The sequence below is a fragment of the Streptomyces sp. NPDC049915 genome, assembly GCF_040656475.1.
Classification (GTDB): domain Bacteria; phylum Actinomycetota; class Actinomycetes; order Streptomycetales; family Streptomycetaceae; genus Streptomyces.
Genome location: NZ_JBFAMH010000014.1, coordinates 15,368 through 38,353, shown reverse-complemented (window position 1 = coordinate 38,353; position 22,986 = coordinate 15,368). Strand labels below are relative to the sequence as shown.

25 protein-coding genes are annotated in these 22,986 nt (G+C 71.7%); 7 read left to right on the top strand and 18 right to left on the bottom strand.

The genetic code is table 11. From position 1 onward, the window contains the following. Positions 1 to 2: 2 nt before the first annotated feature. Positions 3 to 1,829 (bottom strand): prolyl oligopeptidase family serine peptidase, encoded by a 1,827-nt coding sequence (locus tag AB0J12_RS23640; RefSeq protein WP_363266356.1) that lies wholly within the window; start codon positions 1,827 to 1,829, stop codon positions 3 to 5. 248 nt (positions 1,830 to 2,077) lie between these two features. On the opposite strand from AB0J12_RS23640, the gene AB0J12_RS23635 reads away from it, so the two are divergent. After that, complete coding sequence (locus tag AB0J12_RS23635) at positions 2,078 to 2,938, top strand: SURF1 family protein (RefSeq protein ID WP_363266355.1); 861 nt, start codon at positions 2,078 to 2,080, stop codon at positions 2,936 to 2,938. Here the strand turns inward: AB0J12_RS23635 and AB0J12_RS23630 are convergent. From AB0J12_RS23630 to AB0J12_RS23595, 8 genes are all read right to left on the bottom strand, one after another. Beyond that, positions 2,908 to 4,095: a hypothetical protein gene (locus AB0J12_RS23630; RefSeq protein WP_363266354.1), complete on the bottom strand. Its 1,188-nt coding sequence runs from the start codon at positions 4,093 to 4,095 to the stop codon at positions 2,908 to 2,910. The two genes, AB0J12_RS23635 and AB0J12_RS23630, sit on opposite strands and share 31 nt — an antisense overlap. Further along, complete coding sequence (locus AB0J12_RS23625) at positions 4,092 to 4,694, bottom strand: SigE family RNA polymerase sigma factor (protein ID WP_363266353.1); 603 nt, start codon at positions 4,692 to 4,694, stop codon at positions 4,092 to 4,094. The genes AB0J12_RS23630 and AB0J12_RS23625 overlap by 4 nt, the downstream gene beginning before the upstream one ends. Positions 4,695 to 5,147: 453 nt before the next feature. After that, positions 5,148 to 6,200, bottom strand: coding sequence for an aspartate-semialdehyde dehydrogenase (locus tag AB0J12_RS23620; protein WP_363266352.1), 1,053 nt, complete (start codon positions 6,198 to 6,200; stop codon positions 5,148 to 5,150). Between the two features lie 28 nt (positions 6,201 to 6,228). Then, on the bottom strand, positions 6,229 to 7,500 hold the full coding sequence (locus AB0J12_RS23615) for an aspartate kinase (protein ID WP_363266351.1): 1,272 nt from the start codon (positions 7,498 to 7,500) through the stop codon (positions 6,229 to 6,231). A gap of 178 nt (positions 7,501 to 7,678) precedes the next feature. Next, a complete protein-coding gene (locus tag AB0J12_RS23610; protein WP_363266350.1) occupies positions 7,679 to 7,942 on the bottom strand; it encodes a hypothetical protein in 264 nt (87 codons plus the stop codon). Next, positions 7,939 to 8,868, bottom strand: coding sequence for a hypothetical protein (locus tag AB0J12_RS23605; protein WP_363266349.1), 930 nt, complete (start codon positions 8,866 to 8,868; stop codon positions 7,939 to 7,941). Before AB0J12_RS23605 ends, AB0J12_RS23610 begins: the two co-directional genes overlap by 4 nt. Before the next feature lie 305 nt (positions 8,869 to 9,173). Beyond that, positions 9,174 to 9,359: a DUF397 domain-containing protein gene (locus AB0J12_RS23600; protein ID WP_363266347.1), complete on the bottom strand. Its 186-nt coding sequence runs from the start codon at positions 9,357 to 9,359 to the stop codon at positions 9,174 to 9,176. Further along, positions 9,352 to 10,131, bottom strand: a complete 780-nt coding sequence (locus AB0J12_RS23595) for a helix-turn-helix transcriptional regulator (RefSeq protein WP_363266491.1) — start codon at positions 10,129 to 10,131, stop codon at positions 9,352 to 9,354. Before AB0J12_RS23595 ends, AB0J12_RS23600 begins: the two co-directional genes overlap by 8 nt. A gap of 102 nt (positions 10,132 to 10,233) precedes the next feature. Between AB0J12_RS23595 and AB0J12_RS23590 the strand changes: the two genes are divergently transcribed. Further along, complete coding sequence (locus AB0J12_RS23590) at positions 10,234 to 10,668, top strand: hypothetical protein (RefSeq protein WP_363266345.1); 435 nt, start codon at positions 10,234 to 10,236, stop codon at positions 10,666 to 10,668. Here the strand turns inward: AB0J12_RS23590 and AB0J12_RS23585 are convergent. The 3 genes from AB0J12_RS23585 to AB0J12_RS23575 form a co-directional block, all read right to left on the bottom strand. Continuing rightward, positions 10,619 to 11,281, bottom strand: a complete 663-nt coding sequence (locus AB0J12_RS23585; protein ID WP_363266344.1) for a DUF5063 domain-containing protein — start codon at positions 11,279 to 11,281, stop codon at positions 10,619 to 10,621. The two genes, AB0J12_RS23590 and AB0J12_RS23585, sit on opposite strands and share 50 nt — an antisense overlap. Then, on the bottom strand, positions 11,274 to 11,873 hold the full coding sequence (gene recR / locus AB0J12_RS23580; protein WP_363266343.1) for a recombination mediator RecR: 600 nt from the start codon (positions 11,871 to 11,873) through the stop codon (positions 11,274 to 11,276). Before recR ends, AB0J12_RS23585 begins: the two co-directional genes overlap by 8 nt. 76 nt (positions 11,874 to 11,949) lie before the next feature. Continuing rightward, entirely contained in the window at positions 11,950 to 12,294 is a 345-nt protein-coding gene (locus AB0J12_RS23575) for a YbaB/EbfC family nucleoid-associated protein (RefSeq protein ID WP_363266342.1), read from the bottom strand. A gap of 310 nt (positions 12,295 to 12,604) precedes the next feature. Here AB0J12_RS23575 and AB0J12_RS23570 point away from each other — a divergent pair, with 310 nt between their 5' ends. Further along, positions 12,605 to 13,357 (top strand): SLATT domain-containing protein, encoded by a 753-nt coding sequence (locus AB0J12_RS23570; protein WP_363266341.1) that lies wholly within the window; start codon positions 12,605 to 12,607, stop codon positions 13,355 to 13,357. A 66-nt stretch (positions 13,358 to 13,423) separates the two neighbouring features. On the opposite strand, the gene AB0J12_RS23565 is transcribed toward AB0J12_RS23570, so the two are convergent. The 3 genes from AB0J12_RS23565 to AB0J12_RS23555 all read right to left on the bottom strand — a co-directional run bounded on the left by AB0J12_RS23565 (position 13,424) and on the right by AB0J12_RS23555 (position 16,849). Beyond that, the gene (locus tag AB0J12_RS23565) at positions 13,424 to 15,706 is read right to left on the bottom strand and encodes a protein kinase (protein WP_363266340.1); all 2,283 of its coding nucleotides are present in this window, start codon (positions 15,704 to 15,706) and stop codon (positions 13,424 to 13,426) included. Between the two features lie 70 nt (positions 15,707 to 15,776). Then, entirely contained in the window at positions 15,777 to 16,235 is a 459-nt protein-coding gene (locus tag AB0J12_RS23560; RefSeq protein WP_363266338.1) for a MarR family transcriptional regulator, read from the bottom strand. Then, the gene (locus AB0J12_RS23555; protein WP_363266337.1) at positions 16,232 to 16,849 is read right to left on the bottom strand and encodes a type 1 glutamine amidotransferase family protein; all 618 of its coding nucleotides are present in this window, start codon (positions 16,847 to 16,849) and stop codon (positions 16,232 to 16,234) included. Before AB0J12_RS23555 ends, AB0J12_RS23560 begins: the two co-directional genes overlap by 4 nt. 169 nt (positions 16,850 to 17,018) lie before the next feature. On the opposite strand from AB0J12_RS23555, the gene AB0J12_RS23550 reads away from it, so the two are divergent. The 3 genes from AB0J12_RS23550 to AB0J12_RS23540 all read left to right on the top strand — a co-directional run bounded on the left by AB0J12_RS23550 (position 17,019) and on the right by AB0J12_RS23540 (position 19,962). Further along, complete coding sequence (locus tag AB0J12_RS23550) at positions 17,019 to 18,377, top strand: aspartate aminotransferase family protein (protein WP_363266336.1); 1,359 nt, start codon at positions 17,019 to 17,021, stop codon at positions 18,375 to 18,377. A gap of 106 nt (positions 18,378 to 18,483) precedes the next feature. Next, positions 18,484 to 19,221 (top strand): GntR family transcriptional regulator, encoded by a 738-nt coding sequence (locus tag AB0J12_RS23545; RefSeq protein ID WP_363266335.1) that lies wholly within the window; start codon positions 18,484 to 18,486, stop codon positions 19,219 to 19,221. A 90-nt stretch (positions 19,222 to 19,311) separates the two neighbouring features. Beyond that, positions 19,312 to 19,962: a hypothetical protein gene (locus tag AB0J12_RS23540; protein ID WP_363266334.1), complete on the top strand. Its 651-nt coding sequence runs from the start codon at positions 19,312 to 19,314 to the stop codon at positions 19,960 to 19,962. Positions 19,963 to 19,964: 2 nt separating this feature from the next. Here AB0J12_RS23540 and AB0J12_RS23535 read toward each other — a convergent pair whose 3' ends face one another. From AB0J12_RS23535 to AB0J12_RS23525, 3 genes are all read right to left on the bottom strand, one after another. Then, the gene (locus AB0J12_RS23535; protein WP_363266333.1) at positions 19,965 to 20,258 is read right to left on the bottom strand and encodes a hypothetical protein; all 294 of its coding nucleotides are present in this window, start codon (positions 20,256 to 20,258) and stop codon (positions 19,965 to 19,967) included. 91 nt (positions 20,259 to 20,349) lie between these two features. Beyond that, entirely contained in the window at positions 20,350 to 20,538 is a 189-nt protein-coding gene (locus tag AB0J12_RS23530; protein ID WP_363266332.1) for a hypothetical protein, read from the bottom strand. Positions 20,539 to 20,612: 74 nt separating this feature from the next. Then, positions 20,613 to 21,896 carry an adenylosuccinate synthase gene (locus AB0J12_RS23525; protein ID WP_363266330.1) on the bottom strand — a complete coding sequence of 428 codons (1,284 nt, stop codon included), beginning with the start codon at positions 21,894 to 21,896 and terminating at the stop codon, positions 20,613 to 20,615. Between the two features lie 208 nt (positions 21,897 to 22,104). Here AB0J12_RS23525 and AB0J12_RS23520 point away from each other — a divergent pair, with 208 nt between their 5' ends. Continuing rightward, complete coding sequence (locus AB0J12_RS23520) at positions 22,105 to 22,935, top strand: diacylglycerol kinase family protein (RefSeq protein ID WP_363266329.1); 831 nt, start codon at positions 22,105 to 22,107, stop codon at positions 22,933 to 22,935. The last annotated feature ends 51 nt before the right edge of the window (positions 22,936 to 22,986 follow it).

The window sequence follows — 22,986 nt, the reverse complement described above, 5'->3', positions numbered from 1 at the left end:
CGCTACCGCTTCGGCAGGTACCGCTCCGCGAAGTCCAGCTCCAGCCGGACCTGCTTGATCCGCTCGTCCACGACCAGCGAGCCGTGCCCGGCGTCGTAGCGGTACACCTCGTGGACGGCCCCGCGGGCCTGCAGCCGCTTGACGTAGTTCTCGATCTGGCGGATCGGGCAGCGCGGGTCGTTCACCCCGGCCGAGATGTAGACCGGGGCCTTGACCTGGTCGACATAGGTGATCGGCGAGGACGCCTCGAAGCGCTCCGGGACCTCCTCGGGGGTGCCGCCGAGCAGGGTGCGGTCCATCGCCTTCAGCGCCTCCATCTCGTCGTGGTAGGCGGTGACGTAGTCGGCGACGGGCACCGCGGCGATGCCCAGCGTCCACAGGTCCGGCTGCACACCCAGCCCCAGCAGGGTGAGGTAGCCGCCCCAGGAGCCGCCGGTGAGGACCAGCCGCTGGGGATCCGCCAGGCCCGACTCGACGGCCCAGGCGCGCACCGCGGCGATGTCCTCCAGCTCGATCAGGCCGACCCGGTGCTTGAGGGCGTCGGTCCACGCCCGGCCGTACCCGGTGGAGCCGCGGTAGTTGACCCGCACGACCGCGTACCCGTGGTCGACCCAGGCGGCCGGGCCCGCGGCGAAGGAGTCGCTGTCGTGCCAGGTGGGGCCGCCGTGGATGTCGAAGACGGTGGGCAGCGGCCCGCTGACCCCGGCCGGCTTCTGCACCAGGGCGTGGATACGGCCACCGGGCCCCTCCACCCACACGTCCTCCACCGGCACCGAGCCGGGGGACTTCAGGCCGGGCGGGTCCAGGACCACACCGCCGGCGGTCGAGCGCACCGCGGACGGCTCGGCGGACGACGACCACAGGTACTCCACCGCGCCGTCCGGGCGGGCGGTCGCCCCCGACACGGTGCCCGGCGGGGTCGGGATCCTCGTCAGCTCGCGCGCCGCGAGGTCGTAGCGGAACAGCTCGCTGCGCGCCTCGAAGCTGTGCGCGATGAGCAGGGCGCTGCCGTCCGGATACCACTCGGCGCTCACGTCACCGGGCAGCTCGAGCGCCAGGTCGCTCTCCTCGCCGCTCGCCACGTCCCACACCAGCGGTTCCCAGCGGCCGCGGCGCTGGTGCCCGATCAGCAGCCGGGTGTCGCCGTCGACGGGAGCGAATCCCAGGACCTCCAGGCCCAGCTCGACCGTGCCGCCCTTGGTGTCGTCCAGTTCGGCGACGGTGGTGCCGTCGGGGCGGACCACGCGCAGCGCGGAGTGCATGGCGTCGCCGTGCTCGGTGTGCTCCAGGGCGATCAGCGTGCCGTCGTGCGAGAGGTCGCCGACGCCGGCCGACTCCCGGTGCCGGTAGATCTCCACCGGCTCCTGGCCCTCGCGTGCCAGATGGATCGTCGTACCGTCCTCGTCGGTGGAGCGGCCCACCACCGCCGTACGCCCGTCTCTGCCCAGGGCGAGGCCCGCCGGGTAAGAGGGGCCGAGGCCGGGGGCGCCCGGCTCGTCCGCGCCGCCGGTGAAGGGCTGGCGGCGCCAGACGCCGAACTCGTCGCCGTCCTTGTCGTCGAACCACCAGATCCACCGGCCGTCGGGGGAGAGCACGCCGTCCGTGGTGCCGTTGGGCCGGTCGGTCACCTGGCGCTGCTCGCCGCTCGCCCGGTCCCAGGCGTACAGCTCGTACGTCCCGGTCGCGTTCGAGACGAACAGCGACCGGTCCGGGGCGTCCTCGGCCCAGTCCGGCAGGGACACGCGGGGCGCGCGGAAGCGCTTCTCCCAGTCCGGCATTTCCTGGCTCTGCTGCCGTCCCTGCGAGACGGACCCGTTGCTCTCAGTCATGGGCCCATAGTGCCTGGTCCTCCGGTGTTTTGGCCTCGGCCCTCCTCAGCCTGTGGACAACCTGCCGGGCGTCGGAGGCGGGCTGCGCGCCGGGTGGTTCCCGCAGTTGTGCAGGCACGGCACTGCAACCCCCAGGGGCGCGGGGAACCGCGCGACCAGCCACCCACGCGCCCGCAGACGACGAACCGCAGTCCCCCCAGTCGCCCCCCACGCCCAGGCAAAGCGCAGCGCCCCGTACCGTTGAAGGCGTGTACCGGTTTCTGCTGACGCCCCGCTGGTGGGGGATCAACGTCTTCGTGCTGTTGGCCATCCCCTTCTGCGTCTTCATGGGCTCCTGGCAGCTGAGCCGCTTCGAGGCCCGCGTCGACGAGCACCGCGACGCCGAGGCCACCGCCACCGCCGCGCACACCGAGGCCCCGCGCCCGCTGGCCGAGCTGCTGCCGGTGGACAAGGCGACCTCCGGCAGGCAGGCCACCACCACCGGCCACTACGACCGTCAGCTGCTGGTACCCGACCGGGAGCTGGACGGCCGCCACGGCTTCTACGTCCTGACCCTGCTGCGCGTGGACGGCGGCAAGGCCCTGCCCGTCGTACGCGGCTGGCTGCCCGGCAACGCCGACCCGGCGAAGGCCCCGGCCCCGCCGGCCGGCCGGGTCACCGTCACCGGCGCGCTCCAGGCTCCGGAGACGCCCGGCGACAACGGCGTCAGCGCCAAGGGCGGCCTCCCGGCCGGGCAGACCGCCGCGATCAGCTCCGCGTCGCTCGTCAACCTGGTGCCGTACGACGTATACCCCGCGTGGGTCACCCTCGCCAAGGGCGACGCCGGGATGAAGGCGGTGCCCGCGAGCGCGCCCTCGGACACCGGCCTCGACCTCAAGGCGTTCCAGAACCTCGGTTACACCGGCGAGTGGTTCGTCTTCGCCGGCTTCGTCGTCTTCATGTGGTTCCGGCTGCTGCGCCGCGAGGCGGAGTTCCAGAAGGACGCCCGCCTGGGCCTGCTCCCCGACACCGAAGCCGAGACCGAGACCGACACCGAAGCCGACGCCGGCCCCGGCCCCGGCGCGACGGGGGACGCGGACTACGACTCCGCCAGCAGCCCCGTCCGGTAGACCGTCCCCGCACACGCGCCCGTCACCGTCACCGAAGCCGACGGCGAGCCGGCCTGCGCGGTGTGTGTGACGACCACGCTGCCGTCGGCCGTGCCGCCGTCGGTGACCAGCTGGGTGGTGGTGCCGGTCTCCCCGCCGGTGGACGTGCCCGGGTCCGCGGCCGCGTCCTGGCTGGGCGACGGGTCCGGTGACGGGTTGCCGGAGCCGCCGTCCGCACCGCCGCCCCCCGTCGTGCCGCCGCTCGTGCCGCCGCCGCCCGTGGGACAGGTCGACGAGGGCACCCAGGCGAACTTCACGTCGTAGGCCGAGCCGGGGGCGAGGACCAGGCGCGACACGTACAGCGACGGGTCGGGCAGCGCGGCCGCCGCGTCGCCCGCGGTGTGTTCGACGACCGAGATCTTCGCCGCCTCGGCCGCCCCCCGCGCCGTGAAGCCGACCGTGCCGGAGCCGACGACGGCGCACTTGGCGTCGGAGACGTTCGTGATGCGGAAGGTGCCGTAGACGATGCCCGCGGAGTCGGGCGCCTCGGCCGTGGCGGCGGCGTCGCCGAGCTGCGCGGAGGTGCACTCCGGGACGCTGGCCGGGCTGGACGCGGAGGGCCCGGTGCCGGCGGGGGCGGAGGCGCTGCCCGGGCCTGCCTTGCCGTTGCCGGGGTCCTTCGTGCCCGGTTCGGCCTTGTCATGGGCGGGGCCGGTGCCCCCGGTGCCGGAGGTCTGCCCGCCGCTGGGGTCCTTGCCCTGCCCGGTGCCGCCCTGGGCCTGGGAGCTGTTGGCGGCGATGGAGGGGTCGGCGTCGGTTCCGGTCGCCTGCGAGACGTGCACCAGGGCGGGGATGGCGGTGCCCACGAACAGGGCCGCCGCCGCCATGCCCACGGCGGCCTGCCGCTTACGGGCCCGGCGGGCCGGGACCGCACGGCGCAGGTGGTCGAGGCCGCCCTCGCGCGGTTCGATCTCCTCGACCGCCTGGTGCAGCATCCGGCGCAGGGCCAGCTCGTCCGAGTCGAGCCCCTCTGGGCTCTGGTCGTCGGGGCCGTGGTTCACAGTTCCGTTCCCAGCGTGCGATGGCTTCGGGTGTTGCTCGCGTGGCGAACCCGGCTCGTGCCAGGCGTACGGCTCATGGCGTTCGTGGGAGTCGCCGCCCTCCGCTTGCTTGGTCATGCCCGTGCCCCCATCGCCCCGCGCAGGGCCGCGATGCCGCGGGAGCCGTAGGCCTTCACCGAGCCCAGCGAGATGCCGAGCGTCTCGGCGACCTGGGCCTCCGTCATGTCCGCGAAGTAGCGCAGGACCAGCACCTCGCGCTGACGGCGCTGCAGGCCCTTCATCGCCTGGATGAGGGCGTCCCGCTCCAGCTGGTCGTACGCCCCCTCCTCGGCGCTGGCCATGTCCGGCATCGGCTTGGACAGCAGCTTCAGGCCGAGTATGCGGCGGCGCAGCGCGGACCGGGACAGGTTGACCACGGTCTGGCGCAGGTAGGCGAGGGTCTTCTCCGGGTCACGGACGCGCTTGCGCGCGGAGTGGACGCGGATGAACGCCTCCTGGACGACGTCCTCGCAGGAGGCCGTGTCGTCGAGGAGGAGAGCGGCGAGACCGAGCAGGGAGCGGTAGTGCGCCCGGTAGGTCTCGGTGAGGTGGTCGACGGTCGTACCGGCCGCCACCGCCTCGCTCTGGTCGGCGCCGTCACGCTGACCGGGGAGGCGGGCGGGCCGCGCTGCGGGCATGGGCGCGATCACCGGCATGCCGCGGGACGGGCCGGCCATGCGCGGTCGAAGGGCCGGCGGACGGGGCCGAAGGGCCGTGCCGCGCGCAGCCGCAGGAAAGTCGAGTACCTCTGCCACGCCAGTTGGACCCGTTTCCCCCCGCAAGGGTTGTACGCGCCCGGCGCCGGTTTTGCGCCGCCCGACACTGAGTCGTGTGCCGTCATCAGCCCCGCTCTTCCCCTATGTCCGTTTGCGACCGGGCGTCCCCGCTCCCGGCACGGGCCGCCCCCCGGCCCTGACCGACGCGCCTCCCGCAGCCCGGAAAAGGGCGATCGCAAAGACGCTCCCCGCCGTCCGCGCGGTTGCGGAGGCGGGGAGAAAAATCTTCGAACGCCTGGTGGCACGATTCAAGTGGTCCGGACCATCGTCCTGATCACACAATTTGCACAGATCCTACAAAGGACCACTGACAGAGCGACCGGATTTTCCGACCAGGGGAACGGGGGGTACGGCTCAGCCGGGCTCGGCCGCCACCAGCTCGGCGAGCTGCGCGACGTTCAGCGCGGCCCCTTTGCGCAGGTTGTCCCCGCACACGAAGAGTTCCAGCGCCGTCGGGTCGTCCAGCGCCCGGCGGACCCGGCCGACCCAGGTCGGGTCGGTGCCCACGGCGTCGGCCGGCGTCGGGAACTCGCCCGCTTCCGGGTTGTCGACCAGGACCACGCCCGGCGCGGTCGCCAGGATCTCCCGGGCGTGTTCGACGGTGACCTTGTCCTGGAAACGCGCGTGGACGGTGAGGGAGTGCGTGGTGACGACGGGGACGCGGACACAGGTCACGGCGACCGGGAGCGACGACAGGCCGAGGATCTTGCGGGACTCGTCCCGCACCTGCATCTCCTCCGAGGACCAGCCGTCCTCGCGCAGCGACCCGGCCCACGGGACCACGTTCAGCGCGACCGGCTCCGGGAACGGCCCGGTGTCGTCACCGACGGCCCGCCGTACGTCGCCGGGGCCGGTGCCCAGCTCCGTACCGGCGACCAGGGACAGCTGCCGCCGCAGCGTCTCCACTCCGGCCCGCCCCGCACCGCTCACGGCCTGGTACGACGACACCACGAGCTCGCGCAGCCCGAACTCGGCGTGCAGCGCGCCCAGGGCGACGATCATCGACAGGGTGGTGCAGTTGGGGTTGGCGACGATCCCGCGCGGCCGCAGCCGTACGGCGTGCGGGTTGACCTCGGGCACGACGAGCGGGACGTCGCCGTCGAGCCGGAACACGGCGGAGTTGTCGATCACGACGGCGCCCTTGGCCGCGGCGATCGGCACCCACTGCGCGGCGATCTCGTCGGGCACGTCGAACAGCGCGATGTCGACCCCGTCGAGGGCCTCCTCGCTCAGCGCGAGCACCTCGGTCTCCTCGCCGCGCACGGCCACCTTGCGGCCGGCCGAACGCGGCGAGGCGATGAGGCGGATCTCGCCCCAGACGTCCTTGCGCTGGGACAGGATCTGGAGCAGAACCGTGCCGACGACTCCGGTCGCCCCCACGACCGCGAGCGTCGGACGGTCCTTCATCGGCGTACGCCTGTGCGGACGCGGGCGGTCATCGCCCGGTGCCTCCGTAGACGACGGCCTCGTCGCTGTCGGAGTCGAGCCCGAAGGCGGTGTGCACCGCGCGGACGGCCTCCGGCACGTCGTCGGCGCGGGTGACGACCGAGATGCGGATCTCGGAGGTCGAGATCAGCTCGATGTTCACACCGGCGTCGGACAGGGCCGTGAAGAAGTCCGCGGTGACGCCCGGGTTGGTCTTCATACCGGCGCCGACCAGGGAGATCTTGCCGATCTGGTCGTCGTAGCGCAGCGAGTCGAAGCCGATGCCGGAGCGGTTCTTCTCCAGGGCGTCGATGGCCTTGCGGCCCTCGGTCTTCGGCAGCGTGAAGGAGATGTCCGTCAGGCCCGTGGCCGCGGCGGACACGTTCTGCACGACCATGTCGATGTTGATCTCGGCATCGGCGATCGTGCGGAAGATGGAGGCCGCCTCGCCCGGCTTGTCGGGCACGCCGACGACCGTGATCTTGGCCTCGGAGGTGTCGTGCGCGACACCGGAGATGATGGCCTGCTCCACCTGCTTGTCCCCAATCGGTTCACTGCTGACCCACGTGCCCTGAAGTCCGCTGAAGCTGGACCGGACGTGGATCGGGATGTTGTAGCGGCGGGCGTACTCCACACAGCGGTGGAGCAGCACCTTGGACCCGGATGCGGCCAGCTCGAGCATGTCCTCGAAGGAGATCCAGTCGATCTTCCGGGCCTTCTTCACCACACGCGGGTCGGCGGTGAACACGCCGTCGACGTCGGTGTAGATCTCGCACACCTCGGCGTCGAGCGCGGCCGCGAGCGCGACAGCGGTGGTGTCCGACCCACCGCGCCCGAGGGTGGTGATGTCCTTGGTGTCCTGGCTGACGCCCTGGAAGCCCGCGACGATGGCGATGTTGCCCTCGTTCAGCGAGTCCCGGATACGGCCCGGCGTGACGTCGATGATCCGGGCTTTGTTGTGGACCGAGTCGGTGATGACACCTGCCTGGCTTCCGGTGAACGACTGGGCGCTGTGGCCCAGGTTTTTGATCGCCATGGCCAGCAGGGCCATGGAGATCCGCTCCCCGGCGGTCAGCAGCATGTCGAGCTCGCGCCCGGCAGGGATCGGGGATACCTGCTCGGCGAGATCGATCAGCTCGTCCGTCGTGTCGCCCATCGCGGAAACCACGGCGACCACCTGGTGGCCGTTCTTCTTGGCTTCCACGATCCGCTTGGCGACGCGCTTGATGCCTTCGGCATCGGCTACGGAGGAGCCTCCGTACTTCTGCACGACAAGGCCCACGTGCGCTCCTCGCTCCGTTTGTGTTCTTTCCGCAGATACGCCGGTGTACCGCGGTCGGTTCAGTCTATCGAGCGCCCGTTTTCACCCCTCGGGATACCGCATCGTGAGATGTCCGGGCCGCTCGCGTCCGACAGGCTCATGCCCAGGGGGGCGAAGGGCACGCGGAATGTGGGTCGGGTCACATGGTGAGACGGTCAGCCGGCTCGGGTCGCGGCCGCCCCGCCCCGTCGGCTTCCGTACGCAGCCCGCGGGATGCGTAGAGCCACGGACCTCGGTCACGTTCAGCCCACAGCCTCTGCAACCACGCGATGATCTCGCTCCGGTCACCGTCCGGCCCGCGTTTCACCGTCGGACGACCGCCGATGAACTCCAGCCATACCGTTTCCGGGGCGTGGCGTTCCAGTTCCTCGAACTCCTCGACGGCCATCTGCTGCACGCTCATACGTCCCTCACCCGCCTCGGACGGAGGCCGCCCGCCGCGCGCACCCGGGCCGCCCACTGGTGCACCTGCTCGGCGGTGGGGAGCGGCCTGGGCAAGAAGGTCGCCGGCATCTGCGGGATGCGTTTCCCCTCCGGCGTCTCCAGCCCCAGCTTGACCCGGCACTCCCGGCACAGGCCCTGGATGATCTCCACGGTCCGCTCGTCCGCGTCGCAGGTGCCACATGCCCGGACGACTCGGTCGACGTGACCGAGCAACGGGTTCTGCTTCTGGCGCGCCTTCGTCTTCTTCGGCGGCATTTTCTTCTCCAGTCGTGTGCGGGCGAGTCCGCCCGGGTTGGTCACGGCGGGTGGGAGCCCTCCGGTGAGAGCGCGGGTGATGTCCTCGGGCGTCGAACCACGCGACAGCCACTCGGCGGCGGCGGATTCGAGGGACCGGCAGTCCTGTTCGGACAGCGACATACGGCGGGCGGTGTCACCCAGTTCCGCGAGGGTGCGGTATGCGGCGCTGGGCTGCGGCTCGGCAGGTTCCGACGGCGCCTCCTCGGGCGCCTCGTGCTCGGCCTCCTCCACCCGGGCCAGTCCGGACCGGTAGCCGTCGGTCACGATCCTGCCGTTCCGTTCCCGCGCGAACTCGTCCCACCAAGCCGCCGACCTGGGCGTACGTGACCAGTACGTTCGCGTCACCCAGCGCATCGAGCCGTCCTCGAGGGTGATGTGCTCCCGGATCCACAGCAGGTGCCCGGCATCGATCAAGCGCCCCAGCGACACACGCGTCGCCTGCTGGCCGTAGCGAGGGTGTTCCGCCGTGATCACCTTGTAGCCCACGGCCCGACCGTCTTCGAGGTGGTCGACGTAGAGCGCGAGGTCGCGTTCGCGGTCGCCCAGGTGTGCGAAGTCCGCTTCCGCGTGCGGGTCTTCGTCACCCACGGAGCGCTTTCCGTACCCCGTTTTGGCCAGGGGGTGGGACGGCGACGGCAGGGCGGGGCTAGGGTAGGCGTAAGCCACGGTCGAACTACTCCTTCGATCCGTAGGTCAGGCCCCGGAGCCGGTGTTGGCGCACCGACCGGGGCCGATCTATTTGCCGTGAACCTAGAGCGGCTTTACGTTGCGGCGCAAGCTGATCACGGAACGTCACTCTTTCGAGGTAGGCCGCCTCAACTCACGTACGGGCTTGGTTGGTTGGTTGGTTTCACCCAGCCCAAAACCCAAGGGAAGAGCTCGAAGCCCGAGGCTCAAGCCCCGGGCTGAAGTGCGGAGATGAACGCCGTCCAGGTGGCGGCGGGGAGCAGGATCTCCGGGCCGGTGGGGTTCTTGGAGTCGCGGATGTGGATGACGGTGGGGGTCGGGGCGACTTCGACGCAATTGCCGCCCTCGGAGTCGCTGTAGCTCGACTTGGACCATGTGAGCTGGTCAGTCATGGCGATCCACCATCCGCTCGAGGAAACGGGCCGACTCGTCAGGCCCGAGAGCCTGCGTGCGGATCATGCTAAGTCGCTCGGTGGTGCGCCTGACAACCTCCGGATCGGCCGAGAGTTCACTGGCCAACGGTCCCTCGGTGAAGGCGAAACGCTCATGGTCGCCGGTCTCCAGCAGCACCATCGGCCCCATGAGCGCAGCCGGGATGGCTTGCTCGAATGGGAGCACCTGGAGCACGACGTTGCGCAAGCTGGACGCCTTCAGCAGACGACGCAGTTGCTCGGCGTCCACCTGAGGAGCCCGTAAAGCCGCTTCGTAGATCACGAAGCTCAGACCCACCAGCGGTTTCCGCTCGGTGAGAACCGTCTGACGCTCCATTCGAGCGGCGATCCGCTGCTCCACCGTCTCCTCGTCGAGGGTGGGAACGTGATTGTCGATGAGCAGGCGCGCGTATCCCTCGGTCTGCAACAGCCCTGGAATGTACGTCGGTTCGTACGACCAGTGGCTGACCGCCTCCCTCTCCCGCTCCATGAACTCCTGCGCCCGCGGCGGGAACTTCTCCCTGCTCAGGTAGTCCTTCGCCGCGCTCAGCATCCCCTCCGCCCCGCACAACTCGTCGGCCACGTCGAGGACTCGGGGCGTCGGCATCCGTACACCCTGCTCCATGGCCTTGATGGTGTCCGGGGAGTAACTCGACGCGGCGGCCAACTCCTCACGGGAGACATTCGCCTTCGTGCGCCAGCGCTTCAACTGGTTGCCGATGAAGCGCCACATGGGGGGCGACTGGGTCACGGAACGCACCTCCGACCGGTACACCGCGCTGTGTATCACCTGGGTCACTACCGACCGTAGCCACTCGGGCGTCACCGTGTGACCATGACCAACAGAATTCACCGGCCCTCTTGGGTCCCCGCCCAAGGGCACCGACTGCGCCTGGCGGGCGTGCACTTCGACGCCGTACGGATCGAGGGCCGCCGGGGCGAGGCCGTGGCCGAGTGTCTGATCGAGCGGGCCGGGGACGAGGCGGGGCCGATCGTGTGCGCGGGCGGGGGCGGGAGCCGGTGGGTGTACTTCCTGCTCCCGCCGGGGAGCGTGCACCGCCACGACTGGCCGCTCGGCGTGCAGCGGTTCGGCCGGCGCGCGGACCGCACCGTCACCTACATCGGCGTACCGGCGCTGGACGGCGACACCTGGCCCCTGCGCTGGTACAGCGCGCCGACGCCGACCGCGCCGTACGTCGACGCGGAGGCGCTGCTCGCCGTCACATCCCCGGGTGGATCCCCAGCGGTCCGCCGATCTCCTGGGCCATGACCCGGCCCGCCTCGATCTCCAGGGTGTCGTCGCCCAGGTCCGACTGGTCCGTGTCGAGGCCGTCCAGTTCCTCCAGGGGCTGGTTCAGGCGGACGTGGGCCAGGACCGAGTGCAGGGCGCGCAGGGCCGCCGAGGCCGTGGAGCCCCAGTTGGAGAAGTAGGAGAACTGCCACCACCACAGCGCCTCGGAGGTACGGCCGGCGCGGTAGTGGGCCATGCCGTGGCGCAGGTCGGTGATGACGTCGGTGAGGTCGTCGGAGATACGGGCCGGGACCGGGGCGGTGCGCGGCTCGTAGGGGTCGAAGACCTCGGAGTAGACGTCGATGGGGTCGAGCAGGCGGGCGAGGTTCTCCCGCAGCTCGTCCACGTCCTGCTCCGGGCCCGGGTCGGGCTCGTAGCGCTCGTCGGGAACGATGTCCTCGTGGGCACCCAGGCGACCGCCGGCCAGCAGGAGCTGGGAGACCTCCAGGAGGAGGAAGGGGACCGCCGATGCCGGCTCGTCGCCCTTCGCCACCTCCGTGACGGCCACCAGGAAGCTCTCGATCTGGTCCGCGATCTGGACCACGAAGTCGTCCGGGGTCGGATCGGTCGCGTGCAGCGTGGCGTCAGACATCTAGCAGTCGTCTCCCCTCGAAGGCGCGGCCGAGGGTCACCTCGTCCGCGTATTCCAGGTCGCCACCCACCGGGAGGCCGCTGGCCAGGCGGGTGACCTTCAGGCCCATGGGCTTGATCATGCGGGCGAGGTACGTCGCCGTCGCCTCGCCTTCGAGATTGGGGTCGGTGGCCAGGATCAGCTCGGTGACCGTGCCGTCGGCCAGCCGGGTCAGGAGTTCCCTGATGCGCAGGTCGTCGGGGCCCACGCCCTCGATGGGGCTGATGGCGCCGCCGAGCACGTGGTAGCGGCCGCGGAACTCGCGGGTCCGCTCGATCGCCACGACGTCCTTCGGCTCCTCCACCACACAGATCACCGCCGGGTCGCGGCGCGGGTCACGGCAGATCCCGCACAGCTCCTCCTGCGCGACGTTGCCGCAGGTCGCGCAGAAGCGGACCTTCGCCTTCACCTCGAGGAGGGCGTGCGCGAGGCGCCGTACGTCCGTCGGCTCCGCCTGGAGGATGTGGAAGGCGATCCGCTGGGCGCTCTTGGGACCGACGCCGGGCAGCCGCCCCAGCTCGTCGATGAGGTCCTGGACCACGCCTTCGTACAACGGACTGCCGTCCTTCCTGGGGTTCCTGTTACTACGTACGGTAGAGGGCCGACACCCGACTCAGAAAGACAGGTGACTAGAACGGCAGACCGGGGATGCCGGTGCCGCCGCCCAGTCCCTGCGCCAGCGGGCCGAGCTTTTGCTGCTGGAGGTTCTGCGCGTTCTCGTTGGCCGCCTGGACGGCCGCCACGATCAGGTCGGCCAGCGTCTCGGTGTCCTCCGGGTCGACGGCCTTGGGGTCGATCTTCAGGGAGCGCAGTTCGCCGGAGCCGGTCACGGTGGCCTTCACCAGGCCGCCGCCCGCCTGGCCGTCGACCTCCGTGTTCGCCAGTTCCTCCTGGGCCCTGGCAAGGTCCTGCTGCATCTTCTGCGCCTGCTGCAGCAGCTGCTGCATGTTCGGCTGGCCACCACCGGGGATCACGTCTTCAGCTCCTTGGCGTCGGTGCGCGCGTTCCGTGCGGAATTACTGCTCTCGGAATGAGCCTACGTGGTCCGGGAGGGCATCGCCCCGCCACTCTTTCGAGTGAGTCGATCTCGTCTCCTATACCTGATCAAGGCCCTCTTCCGGGCGGAAAAGAGGCCAAAGGTCACCCCTCGCCACCCATTGGGCGGTAGGAAGGGTCCGGCGCATCAGCATCACGCGTCACTGGGTCATGGGTCATGGGTCATGGGTCACTGGGTCACGCAGCGTGATCGGTCGCGGTCGGTCGGGATCAGTAGGGAGTGCCGGGGTGGGTCAGCCGGAGATGCAGCCCGAGGGTCCGCCTCAGGACGGGTGGGGCGAGGGTGCGGCCGGGCTGCGGCCGGGCGATCTGACCGGGCGGGCGTTCCCGCTCGGCGACTGGGGCGAGCCCGCGCAGCGCCTGGACGAGCTGTACCGCTGGGTGGAGCGCGGGGCGCTGGAGACGTCGGCCTGGTATCTCGCCGACCGCGTGTGGAAGCGGCGCGGGGCGCGGTTGCTGCGCGCCGGGGCGGCCCTGGGCGCGGTCGCCGGGGCCGCGCTGCCGCTGCTGGACCTCACCGGCGTGATCGGCGGCGTCGCGCCCTGGGGTTATCTGGCGCTGATGCTGGCGGTGGCGTGCGTGGGCGTGGACCGGTTCTTCGGGGTGACGTCCGGCTGGATAAGGGACGTGGCGACCGCGCAGGCCGTGCAGCGCCGGCTCCAGGTGCTCCAGTTCGACTGGGCCTCGGAGAGCGTGCGCGAGGTGCTGGGGCCGACCGAGGGCACGGCGAGCGAGGCCGCCGACCGGTGCCTGGGGGTGCTGCGGCGGTTCTCGGAGGACATCACGGAGCTGGTGCGCACCGAGACGGCGGACTGGATGGTGGAGTTCCGCACCGGCTCCGCGCCGCTCGGCATCCAGTCGACGGTGGCCTCGCCGGGGACGCGGCAGGACGGCACGGTCGTGCACGGCCGCTTTCCGATGCCGCCGGGTGGTGGCACCCGGCCGAACATGCCGCGGCAGCGGCCGCCTGAGCCTCGTTGAGGCGGTTGGGGGTCTGGGCGCGGGTGTGGTGCAGTTACGTCGGCTGTGAGCTCGCTCAGCCGGGGGTCAGCTCTGGCGGGTGTACGTCAGTTTTTCTCCGTTGCTGGTGTTGACGCGTTCCAGGCTGCCGTCCGGGAGCAGGGTGACCTCCGTGGCCGCGCCCGGTGAGCAGGAGGACGGCGGGCCGGTGATCACGGTCGACGGGCCGATCTGCAGCGGGCCGTCCGGGCCGGGCGCCGCGCTGAGGGAGGCCGCGAACGCGCAGTGGTAGGTGCCGCTGCCGGCCGGGCCCTCGGCGAGGAGGGTGAGGATTGTGTCGCCCACCTCGCCCTGGCGGATGGTCAGCACGCGGGTGTTGAGGCCGGTCCCGTTGTCGATGGTCGTGGCCCAGGTGCCGAGGTACCCCTGCGGGACGGCGCCGTTCTGCGTGGACGGGCTCGGGGTCGGGGTCGGGGTCGGGGACGGGGCGTCGGTGGTCGGCTGCGGGGAGGGCTGCGCGCCGGTCGCGGTCGGGGACGGGTGGGACCCCTTGCCGGAGCCGCCCCCGCTCATGAACGCGTACACCGAGCCGCCGGCGGCGAGCGCGACGATCACCGCGATCACGACGAGCAGCACGGTGGAACGACCGCTGCGGCGCGGGGGGTCCTGCGGTCCGAAGGGCGGGGGCCCGTACGGCGGCGTGCCCCCGAGCCCGCCGCCCGGCCCCGCGTACCCCGGCCCTGCCCAGCCACCGGGCTGCCCCGGGTGGCCGTAGGCCCCGGGTGCGGGAGAGGACTGGGGGTGCGGGTGACCGTAGGGGGCGGGGGCCACCGGGGTCTGCGGGTATCCGGGACTCCCGTGGTACGGCCCTTGCGGCGCAGCCGCCTGCGCGTGCTGGACGCCGGGCTGCTGGGGGACGCCGTACGACGCGGGCGGGTGGCCCGGCTGGGGCGGGGTGTGCGGGGTGGGTGTCGGCCCGGCCGGCTGGGGGTGGCCGTGCGGGGGCGTCTGCGCGGGGGCGGTCGTGCCCGGTGCCGCGCCGGTACCGCGCGCCGCGCCGCCGCCCGCTCCGGCGGCCATCGTCGGCAGATGCCCCGGCTGCCCCGGCGGAGGCGGGCCGGCTGCCCCGTCCCGGGGGCCGGGCACACCGGGCGCCACGGCCGCGCCGGCGGCGGAACCGTGCTCGGGAGCGGCGCCGGGCGCGGCGGCCGGCCGTTCCGCCACGATGCGCGGAGCGCCGGCCGGGGCGACCGGGGCGGGCGAGACGGCACCCGGGGCACCGCTGGCAGCGTCCGGTGCCGTGGCCGGCGGCCCGCCTGCCACGGCAGCCTCGGCACCGCCGCCCGCAACCGCCTTCGCGGCGTCGGGTGCGGCACCGTCGGCCGCCCTCGGGTCACCCCCGGCCTCCGGCGCGTCCGGAGCCGGACCCGCTGTGGCCGGACCGGCTCCCTCCGGGTTCTCCGTGTCCAGCAACCGCACCGCGTGGCGCCCCAGTTGGGCGACCAGGGTGCCGGGGAGCCACGGGTCGCGGGAGCGGCCGTCGGTGACGGTGTCCTCCGCGCCGGTGTGCTCCAGGACGCGGTCCAGGGTGGGGCGGGCTGCGGGGTCCTTGCGCAGGCACTCGCGGACCAGGTCGGCGATGCCCTCCGGCACGCCCTCCAGGTCGGGTTCCTCCTGGGCGATGCGGTACATCAGCGCGTGCACCCCGCTCGTGGCGGAGCCGAAGGGGAGGGTGCCGGTGGCCGCGTAGGCCAGCACCGAGCCCAGGCAGAAGACGTCGCAGGCCGGTGTGATGCGGTCGCCGCGCACCTGCTCGGGCGCCATGAAGCCGGGTGAGCCGACCAGTGAACCGGTGCGGGTGAGCCCCTCCCGGGCCGGCGTCTCCAGGGCCCGCGCGATGCCGAAGTCGATGACGCGGGGGCCGTCGATCGTCACGAGCACGTTGGAGGGCTTCAGGTCGCGGTGGACGATGCCCGCCGCGTGGATGTCCGTGAGGGCGTGCGCGAGGCCCGCCGCCAGGATGCGCACCGAGCGCTCCGGCAGGGCCCCGTGGTCGTGGCCGACGACCCGCTCGAGGCTCGGCCCGGCGACGTACCCGGTGGCCACCCACGGCACGGCGGCCTCGGTGTCGGCGTCGAGCACGGGCGCCGTCCAGTACCCGCCGACGCGCTGCGCGGCCTGCACCTCCTGCCGGAAGCGCGCGCGGAACTCCTCCTGCGCGGCCAGTTCCTCGCGCACCAGTTTCACGGCCACCGTGCGCCCCCGGTCGGAGCGGGCCAGATACACCTGCCCCATGCCGCCGGCACCGAGCCGCGCCAGCAGCCGGTAGACGCCGATGCGCTGCGGATCCCCCGGCCCCAGTTTCTCCATGCCCTGCCCCTCCCCCTGTGCAACGGACCCACGATAGTTGCGGGGTCGGCGCAGGCGGACGGGCCGGTGTCTACGGTTCCGTAACAGCCGGGTCCAGCTTGTCCAGGACCACGTCCAGCCGCTCCAGCAGTTCGACGGCGGATGTCAGCTCCGCCTCCCCGAAGGCGTCGGCCAGCCGGTCGGCGAAAGCGGCGTGCCGGGGACCGATACGGGCGACGGCCGCGCGCCCGGCCTCGGTGGGCGCGAGCAGTTTGGCGCGGCGGTGGGCCGGGTTCGGCCGGTACTCGGCCAGCCCCCGCTCCACCAGCAGGTCGGCGATCCGCTGCACGCTCTGCCGGGTGATGCCCATCGCGCGGGCGATCCCGGCGACCGGCAGCGGCTCGGCCAGTACGGCTCCCAGGACCTGCCACCGGGCGGCGGTCAGCCCGGCCGGCCGGGCCAGCTCCTCGGCCACGGCGAGGAACTGCCCGTTGAGCCGGAAGACACCGAGCGCGGTGCGGCTGAGCAGTTCCTGACGGGCTCGGCTCACCGGGTGCCGGCCTGCTGCAGCTCGGCGTACGCCGTCGCGTCGGAGTCGTGGAAGAGGCGGTACCAGGCGTCGGTCACGCGCTCGTCGTAGGCGCCGAGCAGCCGGAAGATCTCCCGCGCGAAGGCGACCGGCTCGGTGGGCCCGGCGCTGATCAGCAGGCCGTCGGTGACGGCGTCCGTCTCGACGTACCGGTCGCCGCCGGCGTATCCGGTGGCCGCCAGGTACTGCGGCGCCCCGCTGGTGTGGGCGTGGTCGTCGAAGAGGCCCTCGCGGGCGAGCCCGCGGGTCGCGCCGCAGATCGCGGCGACCGGGACACCGGCGTCCAGGAAGGCGCGGGCGGTGCGGGCGAAGGGGGCGAGGGGGTCGCCGTCGGCGTTCCAGTCGTTGGCGCCGGGCAGGATCAGCAGGGAGCTGTCCTCGGGGCGTACCTCGTCCAGGGCGAGGTCGGGCTGGATGCGCAGGCCGCCGATGCTGGTCACGGGCTCACGGGTGGGGCCGACGGTGCGGACGGGGAAGCCGGCGAGCGCGAGGTGCGCGGTGGCGTGGCCGGTCTCCCAGTCGGCGAGGGTGTCGTAGACGGCGAGGTGCACAGGCTTGCGGTCGGTGCTGCTCATGGCTGCCTCCAGCGAATCCATCTATGACAGCAGGCTGTCACTACGACAGATTGCTGTCAATGGCGCCCGGAGAGACGGAACCCGCATCGACAACCTGTCGCACAAAGGCCCTGTCCACAGACAGGACGCCGATACCGCTTCCGCATCGCGGACATTTACGCTCGCCGGCATGACCCCTCATCTGCCCGACCCCCAGACCGGCGCCGCGGTGAAGGCCGCGGACCGCGCGCACGTGTTCCACTCCTGGTCCGCGCAGGACCTGATCGACCCGCTCGCCGTCGCCGGCGCGGAGGGGTCGTACTTCTGGGACTACGACGGCAAGCGCTACCTCGACTTCACCAGCGGGCTCGTCTACACGAACATCGGCTACCAGCACCCGAAGGTCGTCGCCGCGATCCAGGAGCAGGCGGCGACGATGACGACGTTCGCGCCGGCCTTCGCGATCGAGGCGCGTTCGGAGGCGGCCCGGCTGATCGCCGAGCACACCCCGGGCGACCTGGACAAGATCTTCTTCACCAACGCCGGCGCCGACGCCGTCGAGCACGCGATCCGCATGGCCCGGCTGCACACCGGCCGTCCGAAGGTGCTCTCGGCGTACCGCTCGTACCACGGCGGCACCCAGCAGGCGATCAACGCCACCGGCGACCCGCGCCGCTGGGCCAGCGACACCGGCACCAGCGGTGTCGTCCGCTTCTGGGCGCCCTTCCTCTACCGCTCCCGCTTCTACGCCGAGACGGAGGAGCAGGAGTGCGCGCGGGCGCTGGAGCACCTGGAGACGACCATCGCCTTCGAGGGGCCGGCCACGATCGCCGCGATCATCCTGGAGACGGTGCCCGGCACCGCCGGGATCATGGTCCCGCCGCCCGGCTATCTCGCCGGGGTGCGCGAGATCTGCGACAAGTACGGGATCGTGTTCATCCTGGACGAGGTGATGGCCGGGTTCGGCCGCACCGGTGAGTGGTTCGCGGCCGACCTGTTCGGCGTCGTACCGGACCTGATGACCTTCGCCAAGGGCGTGAACAGCGGATACGTCCCGCTGGGCGGTGTGGCGATCTCCGGGGCGATCGCCGAGACCTTCTCCAAGCGGCCCTACCCGGGCGGGCTCACCTACTCCGGGCACCCGCTGGCCTGCGCCGCGGCCGTGGCGACGATCAACGTGATGGCCGAGGAGGGCGTCGTCGAGCACGCCCGCCGGCTCGGCGAGACGGTGCTCGCCCCCGCCCTCGCCGACCTGGCCGAGCGGCACCCGAGCGTCGGCGAGGTCCGCGGCACCGGCATGTTCTGGGCGCTGGAGCTGGTGAAGAACCGGCAGACGCGCGAGCCGCTGGTGCCGTACAACGCGGCCGGTGAGGCGAACGCGCCGATGGCGGCCTTCGCGGCGGCGGCCAAGGCGCACGGCGTGTGGCCGTTCGTGAACATGAACCGCACCCATGTCGTCCCGCCGTGCAACGTGAGCGAGGCCGAGCTCAAGGAGGGTCTCGCGGCGCTGGACACGGCCCTGTCGGTCGCCGACGAGTACACGGCGTAGCTCCCGCGGGGGGCGCCCCCGGTGGGCCGAACGCGTAAGGTGGCGTGCTCGTAGACACCCTGCGAGCCCGCCACCTACGCGCGTTCCGGAAGGAGCTCCCACGACCATGCCCGGCAGTACCGGCACCGGCGCCGTGACCCGCAGCACCCTGCGGCAGCAGATCGCCGACGCACTGCGCGACGAAGTGCTGGCCGGCCGGCTCCAGCCCGGGCAGGAGTTCACGGTCAAGGAGATCGCCGAGCAGTACGGCGTCTCCGCGACGCCGGTGCGCGAGGCGCTCGTCGACCTCGCCGCGCAGGGCCTGCTGGAGGCCGACCAGCACCGCGGCTTCCGTGTGCACGAGTACTCCGTCGAGGACTACCGGGGCATCATCGAGGCCCGCAGCCTGGTCGTGGAGGGGATGTTCACGGCCCTCGACGACGGCCACAAGGGCTACCGGAACCTGCACGAACCGCAGGTGGCGGCCGCGGCCGCCGGGGTGCGGCGGCGCGCGGAGGAGGCACAGCGGGCGGCGCGGGCGGGCGACCTGACCGTGCTGATCGGCTACGACCTGAGGTTCTGGCGGGAGCTGAGCACCTTGTTCGGCAACCCCTACCTCGCCGACTTCCTGCACCGGCTGCGCGTGCAGTCCTGGGTGTGCGCGGTGCAGCATCTGCGGCTGCTCACCGACCTGCGCGGCCACCTGTGGGCCCGCCACACCGAGCTGGTCGACGCCCTGTCCCGGCGCGACACCGCCACCGCCCGCTCGATCGTCACGTCGTACAACGCGCACTCCCTCGCGCTGATCGAACAGCTCGCGGCTCACAGGGGTGAGGCGCCGGGCGCGGGGGAAAACGACGCCTGACGGGGACACACCCGCGCCTTACGGGGGCGGGTGACAGCGAATACGCTGCCCTGACCAAGGCGTGCGCTGTTGCTGTGTGAGGAGCTCCTTTTGGCCTGTGACCTGTGGCTGGTACCGCTCGTCGACGTGTTGTGCCACGCGCCCGACAACCCGTTCGCCGAGGAACTCGCCCAGTACAACGCGGCGCTCGCCGAAGCCGGCCTGCCGCCGGTGCCGGTGTACCAGTACATGCCGGGACTGTCCGGCGACGTCGGCCCGGTCGCCGGGTTCGACTACGACGCGCTGCACTTCCTGCGCCGCGCGCACCTGCTCCAGCTGTGCGGGCTGCCGGTGACGCCGGTGGACGAACTGGGCGGGGACTACGAGCAGCTGCTGGAGATGTTCGAGACGACGGCCCAGCAGTCCCACCTGGTCTGGCACTACGACCACGCCGGCGCGTACGTTCCGCTGGACTTCCCGCACCCGCTGGCCAATGACGAACTCCTTGCCGGCGGCGGCCCGTTGGGATCTTCACAAGGACTGCTGCGGGAGCTGGAGCAGGTCGCCCCGGCGCTCGGCATCGACCCGGCCAACCCGCCGGCAGCGCCGCAGCCGCCCCAGGAGCCGACGGAGTTGGAGCAGCCGGCCGAGCCGGCGCCCTACGACCCGAGCCCTTTCGCCCGCGAACGGCACGTGTGGCTGGGGCTGCACGCGGCGGCGACGCGAAGTCTGGCGCAGGGCTCGATGATCGTGTTCAGCTGAGGTCAGCGGCCCAGCTGGGAGAGACCCTTCTGCACGTCGTCGGGGTTCATCACCGGGGTGTAGGAGACCTGGGCGCCCAGGTTCTGGAAGAACGGCTCACTGATCACCGGCATTTGGGAGCTGTCCTGCATGTCGAAGACGAAGTAGGCACAGCGGTGGCCGTTGTCGGCGGTGAAGTAGGCGGCTTCGGGCTTGATCTGTTCCATCGCCTCCTGCATCAGCTTCCCCAGGGTGCCGTTGCGGACGGCGTCGTTCGCCTTGTCCGTGTCCATCTCAGCTCTGAGCAGTACGCGCATCGCACTCACCTTCTTCGGTCGAGACGCGCGAAGTGCAAGCTCAGGATATGCCCATATATGGCTTTTCTTCTTGGTGGTTCAGGCGGCACGGTCATGCGATCAGGCGGATCTCGGGGGGCCACAGGATCGCGTCGGCGAGCAGGAGCGCCGGGCCCAGGTGGACCGGGCACACGTGCAGGGGAGCCCGCCGGTGCCGGATCACCTCGAAGCGGGCTCGTTCACCGCACTCCGTGCCCTGGACCTCACCGCCGTACGGGCCCTGGCACGGCGCCTCACGCATGCCCCGATTCGACCACGAAACGGGCGCCCCCGCTTGGCGGAGGCGCCCGCACGTGTCAGAGGATCGGACGAGGACTACAGGAACGAGTTGATCTCGATCGTCTCGTCCCGGCCCGGGCCCACACCGATCGCGGAGATCGGCGCGCTGGACATCTCCTCGAGCGCCTTCACATAGGCCTGCGCGTTCTTCGGCAGGTCGGAGAAGGATTTCGCCTTGCTGATGTCCTCGCTCCAGCCCGGCAGCATCTCGTAGACCGGCTTCGCGTGGTGGAAGTCGGTCTGCGAGTACGGCAGCTCCTCGACGCGCTTGCCGTCGATCTCGTACGCCACGCAGACCGGGATCTGCTCCCAGCCGGTGAGCACGTCGAGCTTGGTGAGGAAGAAGTCGGTCAGGCCGTTCACGCGGGTCGCGTAGCGGGCGATCACCGCGTCGAACCAGCCGCAGCGGCGGTCACGGCCGGTGGTGACACCCCGCTCGCCACCGATGCGGCGCAGCGCGTCGCCGTCCTCGTCGAACAGCTCGGTCGGGAACGGACCGGCGCCGACCCGGGTCGTGTACGCCTTGAGGATGCCGATGACCCGGCCGATCTTCGTCGGGCCGACACCCGCACCGGTGCAGGCGCCACCGGCGGTCGGGTTGCTGGAGGTGACGAAGGGGTACGTGCCGTGGTCGATGTCCAGCAGCGTGCCCTGGCCGCCCTCGAAGAGCACGACCTTGTCGTCCTCCAGGGCCTGGTTCAGGATCAGCACCGTGTCGGCGACGTACGGCTTGATCTTCTCGGCGTAGCCCAGCAGCTCCTCGACCACCTGGTCGGCGGTGATGGCGCGCCGGTTGTAGAGCTTGGTGAGGATCTGGTTCTTGACGTCGAGGGCCGCCTCGACCTTCTGCTGAAGGATCGACTCGTCGTAGAGATCCTGCACCCGGATGCCGACGCGGTTGATCTTGTCCGCGTAGGTCGGCCCGATGCCGCGCCCGGTCGTGCCGATCTTGCGCTTTCCGAGGAAGCGCTCGGTCACCTTGTCGACGGTGACGTTGTACGGCGTGATGACGTGCGCGTTGCCGCTGATCAGGAGCTTCGACGTGTCGACGCCGCGCTCGTTCAGACCGCTCAGCTCGGAGAGCAGGACCGACGGGTCGACGACGACACCGTTTCCGATGACGGGCGTACAACCGGGGGAGAGGATTCCGGAAGGGAGGAGGTGCAGTGCGTACTTCTGGTCGCCGACGACGACTGTGTGGCCGGCGTTGTTGCCGCCCTGATAGCGCACTACATAATCCACCGATCCACCGAGCAGGTCGGTGGCCTTTCCCTTGCCCTCGTCACCCCACTGAGCACCGAGCAGCACAAGTGCGGGCACGCGCGTACACCCCTTCCGGGCGGGGCATGTCCAAGGTCAGGGGCGTACGCGGAAGGGTTCCGCCGCGTGCACCACGGCCGTCGTTGGCCGCTACCGTCGGACCGGATGCCCCGGAATAGACGAAGCCCCTGGCGCAATAGCGCAAGGGGCTCTTGCACAAAGATGCTACCCGAGGAAGCGAGGCAGGACCGAGGTGGCGACCTTCGCGATGTCCGACCAGCTGTTGGTGATCATCGATCCGGTCGCCCGGCGGACGGACCCAGAGTCCGTCCGGATCGCGAAAGACGTGCTCAGCGCGGGTGCGGCGACGAAAGTGTGCCTGCCGGAGGGCCCGGAGGAATTCGCCCGGATGCTGCTCCGTCGGGGATCCCGCAGGCCGGTCGTGATCGGTGACGACCGCACCCTGGCGTGGGCGGTGACCCTGCTGCACCGCCGCCGGGAGCTGGCCGGCTGCGCGCTGTCGGTGGTCCCGGTCGGGGGCCGGCTGTCCGTGATGGGGGCGCTCGGCGTGCCGACGGGTGCCGTGGCGGCGGCGCGGGCCGTCCTCGACGGGGCCGAGCGGCGCCTGGACCTGCTGGTCGACGACAGCGACGGGGTGGTGCTGGGCGAGCTGCGGATTCCGCCGCTGCGGGAGGCCCCGCCGGGGGCGGAGGGCGCGGAGGCGGTACGGCCGTGGCTGCGTACCTGCCGGTCCCTCGTGCACGCGCTGGTGCCCGCCCGCCCGGCCCGCGCGGCGGCGGACGCCGACGGTCCGGCCCGGCTGCGGGTGGAGGTCGACGGGGAACTGCTGGTCGGCACGGAGCAGCCGGTGTCGGGCGTGTCGGTGCTGCCGGGAGCCGCGGGGGTCGCGGAAGTCGAGGTGCGGCCGGTGTCGGTCGGCGCGGCGGCCACCCCGCTGCGGGCGACGGGCCGCCGCGTGACGGTCACGGGCGCGGATTTCCGCTACCGCGCGGACGCGGCGGTCTCGGGCCCGGTACGACGACGGACGTGGACGGTGGCGCAGGGGGCGTGGGCACTCACGGTGCCGGCGGCGGAGTGAGGCGAGGGGGCGACGCCACGCCGGCTCGGGCGCCGGTCACCCCGCCGTGCC

Coding starts and splice junctions, on each gene's coding strand:
- AB0J12_RS23640 (WP_363266356.1), bottom strand. CDS start 1,829: ATGACTGAGAGCAACGGGTCCGTCTCGCAGGGACGGCAGCAGAGCCAG.
- AB0J12_RS23630 (WP_363266354.1), bottom strand. CDS start 4,095: ATGACCAAGCAAGCGGAGGGCGGCGACTCCCACGAACGCCATGAGCCG.
- AB0J12_RS23625 (WP_363266353.1), bottom strand. CDS start 4,694: ATGGCCGGCCCGTCCCGCGGCATGCCGGTGATCGCGCCCATGCCCGCA.
- AB0J12_RS23620 (WP_363266352.1), bottom strand. CDS start 6,200: ATGAAGGACCGTCCGACGCTCGCGGTCGTGGGGGCGACCGGAGTCGTC.
- AB0J12_RS23610 (WP_363266350.1), bottom strand. CDS start 7,942: ATGAGCGTGCAGCAGATGGCCGTCGAGGAGTTCGAGGAACTGGAACGC.
- AB0J12_RS23600 (WP_363266347.1), bottom strand. CDS start 9,359: ATGACTGACCAGCTCACATGGTCCAAGTCGAGCTACAGCGACTCCGAG.
- AB0J12_RS23595 (WP_363266491.1), bottom strand. CDS start 10,131: ATGTGGCGCTTCATCGGCAACCAGTTGAAGCGCTGGCGCACGAAGGCG.
- AB0J12_RS23590 (WP_363266345.1), top strand. CDS start 10,234: ATGACCAACAGAATTCACCGGCCCTCTTGGGTCCCCGCCCAAGGGCAC.
- AB0J12_RS23585 (WP_363266344.1), bottom strand. CDS start 11,281: ATGTCTGACGCCACGCTGCACGCGACCGATCCGACCCCGGACGACTTC.
- AB0J12_RS23565 (WP_363266340.1), bottom strand. CDS start 15,706: ATGGAGAAACTGGGGCCGGGGGATCCGCAGCGCATCGGCGTCTACCGG.
- AB0J12_RS23555 (WP_363266337.1), bottom strand. CDS start 16,849: ATGAGCAGCACCGACCGCAAGCCTGTGCACCTCGCCGTCTACGACACC.
- AB0J12_RS23550 (WP_363266336.1), top strand. CDS start 17,019: ATGACCCCTCATCTGCCCGACCCCCAGACCGGCGCCGCGGTGAAGGCC.
- AB0J12_RS23545 (WP_363266335.1), top strand. CDS start 18,484: ATGCCCGGCAGTACCGGCACCGGCGCCGTGACCCGCAGCACCCTGCGG.
- AB0J12_RS23535 (WP_363266333.1), bottom strand. CDS start 20,258: ATGCGCGTACTGCTCAGAGCTGAGATGGACACGGACAAGGCGAACGAC.
- AB0J12_RS23530 (WP_363266332.1), bottom strand. CDS start 20,538: ATGCGTGAGGCGCCGTGCCAGGGCCCGTACGGCGGTGAGGTCCAGGGC.
- AB0J12_RS23520 (WP_363266329.1), top strand. CDS start 22,105: ATGTCCGACCAGCTGTTGGTGATCATCGATCCGGTCGCCCGGCGGACG.